10 protein-coding genes are annotated in these 10973 nt (G+C 44.3%); 5 read left to right on the top strand and 5 right to left on the bottom strand.

Annotated elements, in window-relative coordinates; all coding sequences use genetic code 11:
- Positions 1-165: 165 nt before the first annotated feature.
- Positions 166-1203, top strand: coding sequence for a S66 family peptidase (locus ADI76_RS06585; protein ID WP_006595395.1), 1038 nt, complete (start codon positions 166-168; stop codon positions 1201-1203).
- Between the two features lie 55 nt (positions 1204-1258).
- Here the strand turns inward: ADI76_RS06585 and ADI76_RS06580 are convergent, their stop codons facing one another.
- From ADI76_RS06580 to mutL, 3 genes are read right to left on the bottom strand one after another with little or no spacing between them, the layout of a single operon-like run.
- Positions 1259-1822 carry a DNA-3-methyladenine glycosylase I gene (locus ADI76_RS06580; RefSeq protein ID WP_006595394.1) on the bottom strand — a complete coding sequence of 188 codons (564 nt, stop codon included), beginning with the start codon at positions 1820-1822 and terminating at the stop codon, positions 1259-1261.
- A 9-nt stretch (positions 1823-1831) separates the two neighbouring features.
- The gene (gene ruvA / locus ADI76_RS06575) at positions 1832-2425 is read right to left on the bottom strand and encodes a Holliday junction branch migration protein RuvA (protein ID WP_049515236.1); all 594 of its coding nucleotides are present in this window, start codon (positions 2423-2425) and stop codon (positions 1832-1834) included.
- Between the two features lie 20 nt (positions 2426-2445).
- Positions 2446-4389 (bottom strand): DNA mismatch repair endonuclease MutL, encoded by a 1944-nt coding sequence (gene mutL / locus ADI76_RS06570; RefSeq protein ID WP_049515234.1) that lies wholly within the window; start codon positions 4387-4389, stop codon positions 2446-2448.
- A 248-nt stretch (positions 4390-4637) separates the two neighbouring features.
- Between mutL and ADI76_RS06565 the strand changes: the two genes are divergently transcribed.
- Positions 4638-5078 carry a LytTR family DNA-binding domain-containing protein gene (locus ADI76_RS06565; RefSeq protein ID WP_049515233.1) on the top strand — a complete coding sequence of 147 codons (441 nt, stop codon included), beginning with the start codon at positions 4638-4640 and terminating at the stop codon, positions 5076-5078.
- A complete protein-coding gene (locus ADI76_RS06560; protein ID WP_049515230.1) occupies positions 5072-5527 on the top strand; it encodes a DUF3021 domain-containing protein in 456 nt (151 codons plus the stop codon). The genes ADI76_RS06565 and ADI76_RS06560 overlap by 7 nt, the downstream gene beginning before the upstream one ends.
- A gap of 35 nt (positions 5528-5562) precedes the next feature.
- Here the strand turns inward: ADI76_RS06560 and mutS are convergent, their stop codons facing one another.
- On the bottom strand, positions 5563-8112 hold the full coding sequence (mutS, locus tag ADI76_RS06555; RefSeq protein WP_049515228.1) for a DNA mismatch repair protein MutS: 2550 nt from the start codon (positions 8110-8112) through the stop codon (positions 5563-5565).
- 109 nt (positions 8113-8221) lie between these two features.
- Positions 8222-8662: an arginine repressor gene (gene argR, locus ADI76_RS06550; RefSeq protein ID WP_023919910.1), complete on the bottom strand. Its 441-nt coding sequence runs from the start codon at positions 8660-8662 to the stop codon at positions 8222-8224.
- Between the two features lie 104 nt (positions 8663-8766).
- Here argR and argS point away from each other — a divergent pair, with 104 nt between their 5' ends.
- Entirely contained in the window at positions 8767-10455 is a 1689-nt protein-coding gene (argS, locus tag ADI76_RS06545; protein ID WP_049515225.1) for an arginine--tRNA ligase, read from the top strand.
- A 152-nt stretch (positions 10456-10607) separates the two neighbouring features.
- Positions 10608-10853 carry a hypothetical protein gene (locus tag ADI76_RS06540; RefSeq protein WP_049515223.1) on the top strand — a complete coding sequence of 82 codons (246 nt, stop codon included), beginning with the start codon at positions 10608-10610 and terminating at the stop codon, positions 10851-10853.
- Positions 10854-10973 lie beyond the last annotated feature (120 nt).

Below are 10973 nucleotides of genomic sequence, written 5' to 3'. Positions count from 1 at the left end.
GGAGGTGGGACGACGAAATCGAATTCTAACGAATTACCGATTTCTGTCCCACTCTCTTTTTTACTACTTTCTTGATCTAAAAACCTTCTTTCGACTCTAATTCTTGTTGTTTCCCCTCATCTTTTGTGATACAATAGCATCAATTTATTTCTAGGAGGATAAGATATGGTTTCTACTATTGGTATTATAAGTTTATCTAGTGGGATTATCGGAGAGGACTTTGTCAAGCACGAAGTGGACTTGGGGGTCCAACGACTCAAAGACCTCGGACTCAATCCTATCTTTTTACCTCATTCACTAAAAGGCTTAGACTTTATCAAAGAACATCCTGAAGCTCGTGCGGAGGATTTGATGCAGGCATTTTCTGATGAAAGCATCGACATGATCTTATGCGCCATCGGTGGAGACGATACCTATCGTTTATTGCCTTATCTTTTTGAAAATGACCAACTACAAAAGGTTATCAAACAAAAAATTTTTCTTGGCTTCTCGGATACAACTATGAACCACCTCATGTTGCATAAACTAGGAATCAAGACTTTTTATGGTCAATCCTTTTTAGCAGACATTTGTGAGTTAGACAAAGAAATGTTGCCATACAGCCTCCACTACTTTAAAGAATTGATTGAGACTGGAAAAATCTCAGAAATCCGCCCTAGCGACCTTTGGTATGAGGAACGGACTGACTTCAGTCCCAAGGCTCTGGGAACACCTCGTGTCAGCCATACAAATACAGGTTTTGACTTGTTACAAGGAACTGCCCAGTTCGAGGGAAAAATCCTCGGTGGTTGCCTCGAATCCCTCTACGATATCTTTGACAACTCTCGATATGTAGACAGTACAGAACTCTGCCAAAAGTACAGACTCTTCCCTGACTTATCCGACTGGAAAGGAAAGATTCTATTGCTAGAAACAAGTGAAGAAAAGCCTGAACCTGATGATTTCAAAAAAATGTTGCAGGCTTTAAAAGAAACTGGGATATTTGAAGTCATCAGTGGACTCTTGGTCGGAAAACCTATGGATGAAACTTTCTATGACGACTATAAAGAGGCACTATTGGATATCATTGACAGCAATATCCCAATTGTCTATAATCTGAATGTTGGACACGCAACTCCAAGAGCTATTGTCCCCTTCGGAGTCCACGCCCATGTAGATGCAACGGAGCAAGTCATTCGCTTTGACTATAACAAAGAAAGCTGAGATGAATTTCTCAGCTTTTTTCTATATTCTCAGATACTCTAGTTACCTATACTAACTAACCACCGTTTTTCCATTCACAATCATTCTCATGATCATTGACCAGGCCTGCTGCTTGTAGGTAGGATAAAACTGCGACTGGTCCGGTGAACTTAAAACCACGCTTTTTGAGGTCCTTGGCTAGCTTCTCAGAAAGAGCTGTCTTCGCTGGAGCCTGCCGGTAATCTGGAACATCATTGACGATGGTTTTCCCATTGACAAAAGACCAAAGATAAGCATCAAACGATCCAAATTCCTTCTGGACTTGTAGAAAGGCTTGAGCATTGGCCCGTGTCGCAAAGATCTTGGCACGATTTCGGATGATAGCTGGATTGTCTAACAAGGATTCCAGTTCTTCATCCGTCATCTCTGCGACGCGTTGAAGATGGTAACCATGAAAAGATTCTCGGAAAGCCTGCCGTTTATTGAGCACCGTCTCCCAAGATAGGCCAGCCTGATAGGTCTCCATACAGAGCAACTCAAAAAGCGCCTGGTCATCATGGAGGGGCCGACCCCATTCTTCATCATGGTAGGCTACATAGAGAGGGTTGTTCATTTTAACCCAGCCACAACGTTTTGGCATCTTCTTCTCCTATTTCACCAACATCTTCAGGGCAGACTTGATGTAGTTTTCAGCAGTATCAGAAGTTCCTTCAAAGAATTTCTTGATTTTCTTAAGTTCCGTTGCCTTGTAGCCCAATGCCAACATGGCTTCCATAGCTTCTTCAAGGGCTTGGTTTTCTTCTGCAACTTTGGCCTTAGACTGAGCTGGTGCATCTTCTAGATCAAGATTGATCTTACCTTCTAGGTCCAAAACCATCTGTTGGGCTGTTTTCTTGCCGATCTTTGGAAACTTGGTCAAGTAGGTGATGTTCTTGCTTTCGATGGCTTGGACAAGGCCTGCATTGTCATCTGCAGCAATGATGGCCAGAGCTGAGACAGGTCCAATCCCAGAGACTGAGATCAAGTTTAAAAAGAGCTTTTTCTCTTCTTCGGTTGCAAAACCATAGAGAAGGTGAGCGTCTTCACGGACCACTTGGTGCAGATAGACTTGCACCTCTTGATTCATTTTGCCAGAGTAGGCATAAGGATTGGCCACATGCAAGAGATAGCCTATTCCAGCTGTTTCTACCACGATGTATTTGGCGGTAATTTTCGTTAAGATTCCTTTAATGTATTCGTACATAATCTTCCTTTATTGTTTGTTTAATACTTGCCCAATTCCCGTAGACTGGTGTGATTTTCTTGAATGCGTCGGAACATCTTTTCCATATCTGACTTGGTAAAGTTAACCAAAACCGGACGGCCATGAGGGCAGTTATAAGGGTTGTCACATTGGGACAGTTGATAGATGAGATCCCGTGCGGAGTAATCATCCAGTGTATGATTGGCCTTGATGGAGCGTTTGCAGGACATCATGATGGCCAACTCAGCCCGGTATTTCTTGATGGACACTTCCTTGGTCAAGAGGAGCATGTCACACATTTCATAGATACCCGACTCGATCTCTTCCTCCTTCATCCAGATCGGATGCTCCCGTAAGATCAACTGGTTGGCTCCGTACTCTTCTAAGTAGACGCCTACTTCTTCTAGAAGGTGCTTGCGCTGTTGCAGGCGGATCAGATCGTCTGCAGGGAACTCAAAGATATAAGGCACCAGCAGTTGTTGCTGACTACCGTCTACGTCCCCGATGCTCTCTCGGTATTCTTCGTATTTGACCCGCTCTTGGGCCGCGTGCTGGTCAATGATGTAGAGGCCCCCATTTCCTTGGGCAAAGAGATAGGTTCCATGCATCTGACCGAAATATTCCAACTCTGGGAAGGTCGAATGTTCTTCTCCTTCCAACTTGTCATAAGCCTTGTCTAGACTAGCTAGATCCAACTCTGGGTGATCCAGTTCATCATAAACCACAGCCTTTCTTTCCGCAAACTTGATCGCGCTTGTCGGTTTTTCTACTGGGTTTTCTTGGATTCTAGCTTCAGTAGCAGTCTCATCTGCTAGAGGCCGTTGAGGATCTGCCACCTCTGGTCGAAGCTTGAAATCTTGACTCTCTCGGTCATAATAGAGGCGGTTTTCTTTTAAAGGCAGGGTCGTCTGTACTGGCTTTTCTGTTCGACGAATAGTCGACTTGGCTAGATTTTCTAGAGCATCCGGAATCAGGTCCTGCTCTTTCAAAGCGTTCGCAATAGCCTGGGAGATCAAGGCCATTAGTTCTCGTTCTTTGGAGATGCGAACCTCTTGCTTAGTGGGGTGAACATTGACATCCGCTAAGTAAGGGTCGATCTGGATATTAATGATCGCGAGTGGAAAGCGCCCCACCATGAGTTTACTGCCGTAGCCATCTAAAATAGCCCGATTGAGCAAGAAATTCTTGATGTAACGGCCGTTGATAAAGAGACTGATGTAATTGCGATTGGCACGAGTCAATTCAGGCAAAGACACAAAGCCCGTCACTTCAAAATCCAGGTCGCGATTTTCAATGGCTACCATCTTCTTGGCAGACGCGAGGCCATAGACACCCGCAATCGCTTGCCGGAGATTACCAGTCCCCGCTGTTTTGGTCATTTCTTTTCCATCATTGATCAAGGTAAAGGCAATCTCAGGATGGGCCAAGCTCAAGCGATTGAGAATATCCACGATATGGGATAGCTCTGCCTGCTGGCTCTTTAAATACTTGAGACGAGCAGGTGTATTAAAAAAGAGATCTTCCACTGTGATCTTGGTCCCGACAGGGCTTGTCGCTGGCTCCACTTCCTCAATTTCGCCACCCTTTGCGACCAATTTGGTCCCGTGGGCAGCTCCTTCTTGCGCCGTTAGAAGGGTTAGAATACTGACAGAAGCAATGGAAGGCATGGCCTCACCACGAAAACCAAGCGTTCGAATACGAAAAAGATCCGCTTGACTTTTGATCTTACTGGTCGCATGTCGACGGAGGGCTAAAGCGACCTCATCGTGCGCAATTCCTTCCCCATTGTCTGTAATCCGAATCGACTTCAATCCTGCTTCTTCGATTTCAACAACAATCTGGCTAGCTCCAGCATCGATCGAGTTTTCAACCAATTCCTTGACCACACTAGCAGGTCGTTCAATCACTTCACCTGCCGCAATCTGATTGGCTAGGACTTCTGGCAATTCAATAATCTGTGACATGTCTGCTCCTTTACCTATTTTTTCACCGATACATGTAGCTCTATTATACCACAGATCCACAAGACTCCCTTTCTTAAAAAATAGAGGCCAGTTCCATCTTCTTCCTTAGAAACCACATAGGCGAAGAAAACGACCACATAGACAAATTTCCTTGTCTTCCCTTTGGAAAAAGTGTTTAATAGTAGTGTAAAGAAGGAGCCGGGCTAGCAGGCCAACCGACTTTACCCAAAGGAGGGAGAAACGATCTTATGAAAGTCGAAGTACAAATTGATTCCCACTTCCAAGAAGAAGCGGTGATGATCACAGCACCTGCACTGTCTGCGCGTGTAGAGAAAATCCGTGACTTTGTGGAAGAATTGGATCAAAAAGGGCGCTTACGTGCCAAAAAGGAAGGGGAAGCTTACCTGATCGAAAGCCAGCTATTCCAACGTTTTTACATTGAAAATCGGCAAGTAATTGGTGAGACCATGACAGATCAATTTATTCTGACTGGACCACTCTATCAGCTATCTGAAGACTTGCCGACCTGCTTTCTCAAAATTTCCCAATCTGAAATTATCAACACAAAAGAAATCGATCACCTGCACTTTACTAGTGGAGGATCGGTGCAAATCTATCTTAAAAACGGGAGTCTGACCTACTCCTCCCGTCGTTACTTGAAAGCCATTAAGGAGAAATTATCATGCTAAAACAATCTTTTTCTGACGCCCTAAAAGGGATTTTCATCGGGCTCATCTTATCCATCTTCTTTTCCTATCTCTTCTCACCTGAGTTGTACCTTCCCTTAAGTCCCAACTCTGCAGTCGGCCGCTGGATGTTCTTGCATCATGTTCACGGCTCACTGGTCATGCTCTATTGTGCCCTCGTTTGGGGTGCGATTGGGGTCCTCTTTAGCTTCGGAAGTCTCCTCTTTCAAAAAGACTGGAGCCTCTTACGGGCTACTCTGAGCCATTACCTACTCATGTTACTTGGCTTTATTCCCCTAGCTACGTTAGCCGGCTGGTTTCCAGCACGACTTGGCTTTTACCTCTCACTCGTTGTCGAATTCACCCTCGTTTACGTGATCATCTGGTTGGTCTCCCATCATTTTTATAAAAAACAAGTTCAAGAAATCAATCAAAGCATTGCTAACCACTAAGCAAAAAGATCCTCGCTATTACGAGGATCTTCTTTTTACAATTTCTTTTTCAATTCGGCGACTGCCATCATGACTTCCATGGGAGTCATATTGTAGAGATTCAGATTTTTCAATTCTGTGATCACTGTATTTTCTGGCTCTTCCTCAAAGAGGGACATTTGTTCAGCAACCTGTGAAGGTACTTCCTTTTTAGAGGTTGCATCCGCAAGCGGTACTTGCTGGGCTTGTCCTTCGAGCTTGGTCAAAATCGCATCCGCCCGCTCCAGCAACTCTTCTGGCAAACCAGCGATCTTGGCCACGTGAATCCCATAGGATTTATCTGCTGGGCCGGGTTCAATCTTGTGCAAGAAAGTAACCTGACCATCTCGCTCCAAGGTCGCAACATGAACATTTTCCAAACGGGTCAAAGTCTCTGAGAGTGCCGTCAACTCATGGTAATGGGTCGCAAACAAAGTTTTGGCACCCGTGCGATCGTGGATATATTCGATGATGGACTGGGCGAGAGCCATCCCATCATAGGTCGCCGTTCCCCGTCCCAACTCATCAAATAAAATCAAGGACTGAGGCGTTGCCTTGCGAATAGCGTGATTGGCCTCCATCATTTCCACCATGAAGGTAGACTGACCCGATACCAGGTCATCAGCAGCTCCGATTCGGGTATAAATCGCATCAAAGATTGGCAACTCGGCCCTTTGCGCTGGAACATAAGAGCCAATTTGGGCAAGAATCACAATGATCGCCAATTGGCGCATATAGGTAGACTTCCCGCTCATATTTGGCCCCGTAATCAGCTGAATATCCCGTTCTTCATCCATAAAGATGCTATTAGGAATATAGGACTGGGCTCCCATCACTTTCTCAACAACCGGATGGCGACCTTTGTCGATCGCGATTCGCCGCTCTTCATGAAAGAGGGGACGATTCAACTGTTGTGACTCAGCGACACTGGCTAAACTTTGTAAAACATCAACCGTCGCAATTGCCTGAGCTAATTGTTGGAGACGTTGGATATACTTGCCAACTTCTTCCCGAATCCGCATAAAAATCGTATATTCCAGATTAGCAGACTTCTCACGCGCCTCTAGCATATCTCCTTCGATGCGTGCCAATTCCTCCGTACCAAAGCGTTCTGAATTTTTCAAGGTCGCCTTGCGGAAAAAGTGAGCAGGAACGTGACTCAATTGAGAATTGGTGACATGGAAATAGTAACCATCCTTCTTGTTGTAATCGATTTTTAGACCTGTAATGCCACTGGCTTCGCGCTCCTTGGCTTCAATCTCAGCAATCCAACCAGTACCATCCCGAAGAACGACACGGTACTGGTCCAATTGCTCGTCAAACCCAGTTCGGATGATATTTCCCTCTGTAATAATAGCAGACGCTTCCGGAGCAATAGCTGAGGTAATCAAGCGATGCAACTCAGGAAGTTCATCCAAGCGTGCAATTAAGACATCTAAGACTGGATCACCAATCCCCAGTAGAATCGACTTGATCGTCGGCACATGACCCAGAGTATCTCCTAGCTGCAAGAGATCCTTAGGATTGATCTTGCCAAAGGAAACCCGACTCGCTAAGCGTTCAATGTCATAGACCCCTTTGAGGCTGTCGGTCAAATCGCTCCGTTCAAAGAAATGATCCATAAAGACCTGAATGATGTCCTGGCGCTCTCGAATCCGTTTCAAATCGACTAAGGGTTTCTGAATCCAGGACCGCAACAAACGACCTCCCATGGCCGTCTTAGTTTCATCCAAATACCAATACAAGCTACCATGTTTCTTCCCAGTCCGAGCATTCTCTGTCAAATCCAGACTGGCCTTGGTCGCAAAGTCCATCTGCAAGAAATCGCAAATCTCATAATGATGGGCTTTTTTGAGATGGCTCAATTCCCGCATTTGCGTCTGGTGGACATACTGGAGAAGTTTCCCAGCCGTTTTCTTTTCTAGCTCACTCAGATGATCCCCTAAGAGTTGGACATCGTCAAGCGCCGTCTCAACATGTGACAGCAAGAGATTCATCTGGCTCACAAAAACACGCTCTTCCTGTTCTAGCAACTTATAACCCAGGACCACCTCACGCGCACGTAAATTGCGGATTTCTCCACAAACCATAGTGAAGTCATTAAGGGTGGTCACCTGAAACTCACCTGTCACCAGATCCATATAGGCTAGTCCATAATCATTTCCTGAGCGATCCAAGGCAACCAAGAAGTTATTCTCACTATCCGGTTTTGTCGAATCCACCACTGTACCAGGGGTAATCACCTGTACCACTTCCCGCTTAACGACCCCCTTGGCTTCTTTAGGGTCTTCCATTTGTTCTGCAATCGCGACCTTAAATCCCTGTTCAATGAGAACATCAATATACTGCTGAGCCGAGTGGTAGGGAACACCCGCCATGGGGATCGGATTCTCTGCATTTTTATTCCGTGAGGTTAAGGAAATCTCTAAAATTTGAGCTGCATTCACTGCATCTTCATAAAATAATTCGTAAAAATCTCCCATTCGAAACAGCAAAAAGGCATCCGGATAGTCTTTTTTGATATCTAGATACTGCTGCATTCCAGGGGATATTTTCTCTACTGCCATACTTCTTTATTCCTTACTGTTGCATCATTTTCTGACACAAGCTCCATAGATGAAAACAGGAGTAGATAGCTCACTATCTTCCTCCTTTTGACATCTTAACAGGGCTTGATTACTGCATCATCCCTAAAATTTCATTTTGAATTTCAATGGCTGCCTCTTGGTCTCGACAAACAATCAAGAGGGTATTGGCCCCTGCTACTGTTCCCAAAATACGCTCATCTGACATTTCATCTACACCATTGGCCAAGAGAGCTGCTTCTCCTAGCTCTGTCCGCAAAACCAAAGTGAATTCTGCTCGTGAGACAGACTTGGCGTGGCTGGACAACATAATATAAATCTCTGCCACCTCAGGCTCATTTGGCAAAATATAATACAACTGGTCTTTTCGTTTCACCTTGACTAGACCCAGATCGCGCAAATCTCGTGACAGAGTTGTTTGCGTTACAGCAATTCCTTTTGCTTCTAATCGATCCTGAATCTCTTTTTGAGTCGACAATTTTTCATTTCGAATCATTTGTTGAATCAAAAGGTGACGTTCTGTCTTTTTCATTGGACCTCCACTTTTGAATAAATATACTTTAAATTATACCAAAAAAATTGAAAATTCGCTCAGAATTGTGTTAAAATAATAGTTAAAAGGACTAAGGAGCTAATATGAACAATAAAGAACTCATTGCTAGTGAATTGGCCAAAGTGATTGACTCTCTTGACCAAGATGCTATTTTAAACTTGCTTGAACAACCAAAATCATCTGATCTTGGTGACATTGCTTTTCCAGCCTTCTCACTTGCAAAAGTGGAACGCAAGGCTCCTCAAGCAATCGCTGCAGATATTGCTGAAAAGATCGACCAAAGCGCCTTCGAAAAAGTCGTTGCAACTGGACCTTACGTGAACTTCTTCTTAGACAAATCTAAGATCTCTGATCAAGTAATCAAATCCGTCATCGAAGCAGGTGCAGACTATGGTCAACAAGACGAAGGTCATGGCCAAAACATTACCATCGACCTTTCAAGTCCAAATATCGCAAAACCATTCTCAGTTGGTCACTTGCGCTCAACCGTTATCGGGGATGCTCTTTCAAACATCTTCCGCAAAATGGGCTACAACACGATTAAAATCAACCACTTGGGTGACTGGGGTAAACAGTTCGGTCTCTTGATGGTGGCTTACAAAAAATGGGGTAGCAAGGAAGCTGTCGAAGCCAACCCAATCGATGAATTGCTAAAACTTTACGTTCGGATCAACGCTGAAATCGAAAACGATCCTGAGCTTGATGATGAAGGACGTCTCTGGTTCAAGAAATTGGAAGATGGAGATCCAGAAGCGACTGAGTTGTGGCAATGGTTCCGTGACGAAAGCTTGGTAGAATTCAACCGTATCTACAAACTCCTCGGTGTTGAATTTGACAGCTTAAACGGAGAAGCTTTCTACAATGACAAGATGGATGAAGCTGTCCAAATTCTTGAAGAAAAAGGCTTGTTGAAAGAGTCTAAGGGTGCTAGCATCGTTGAGCTCGATGATGTCAACCTTCCACCAGCTATGATTAAGAAATCAGACGGTGCCACTCTTTACATCACGCGTGATATCGCAACCGCTATCTACCGTGCACGGACTTACAACTTTGTGAAAAACATCTATGCTGTAGGTCAAGAACAATCTAACCACTTCCGTCAGTTGAAAGCTGTTTTGAAGAAAATGGGATTTGACTGGAGCGACGATATGGTTCACGTTGACTTTGGTTTGGTGACAAAAAACCGCCAAAAATTGTCAACTCGTAAAGGAAATATCATCCTTCTCGAACCAACTCTTCAAGAAGCCATCTCTCGTGCCAAAGCGCAGATCGAAGAAAAGAACCCTGAATTGGAAAACAAGGAAGAAGTGGCACATGCAGTCGGTGTTGGTGCGGTTAAATTCTACGACTTGAAGACAGACCGCCGCAATGGGTATGACTTCGACCTCGAAGCCATGGTATCCTTTGAAGGAGAAACTGGACCTTACGTTCAATACGCTTACGCTCGTATCCAATCCATCCTTCGCAAAGCCAACTTCACACCATCTACAGATGCGACATACAGCTTGAGCGATCCTGAAAGCTGGGAAATCATCAAGCTTCTCCAAGACTTCTCTCGTGTGGTGAAACGTGCTGCTGAAAACTATGATCCATCCTTGATCGCAAAATATGCTATCAACTTGGCTCAAGCCTTCAACAAATACTATGCGCACACTCGTATCTTGGATGAAAGTCCAGAACGCGAAAGCCGTCTTGCTCTTAGCTACTCAACAGCAGTAGTCTTAAAAGAAGCCCTTCGCTTACTTGGTGTCGATGCACCTGAGAAAATGTAATTTCTTATCTATGATGGATACGTAGAACATCTCTTATGGGAGTGAGAGGAGAAACTAAATGCGATTCAATTTAGTTCTTTCTCACTCCTTTTCTCATGTCCAATGCCTTTCATTCTCTACATTTTCAGATCCTTTATATACAGGAGAAATCTATGAATCAAACCGTTTACATCTTAATTTTCATCAGTTTAGTGGTCCTCTTTTTATTTAACAAGTACGAGAGAGAAAAACTACAACGGCTCTTACAAGAGCAACTCTTGAAAGATCAAGCTTTCAAAGATAGCATCAAGGAAAAAATCCAAGAGACCGACAATATCAACGATGTCATCCATGCCATCAACAAAGACTATCGATTGGGGCTCCTACTTGCTAAAGAAATCACAGAAAAATTAAAATAAGCCATAGAAGAGGAGTCATATAAAATGTGACTCCTCTTCTATTCAGTCGCAACAAATAAGAGGCTGGGACAAAAGTCCTAGCCTCTCAATTATTTTTGGATTGTCGAGCAAGACGCAGTG

Origin of the sequence: Streptococcus parasanguinis, assembly GCF_001074805.1 — a bacterium.
GTDB lineage: Bacteria > Bacillota > Bacilli > Lactobacillales > Streptococcaceae > Streptococcus > Streptococcus parasanguinis_A.
This window is presented reverse-complemented; position numbering and strand designations above follow the sequence as displayed.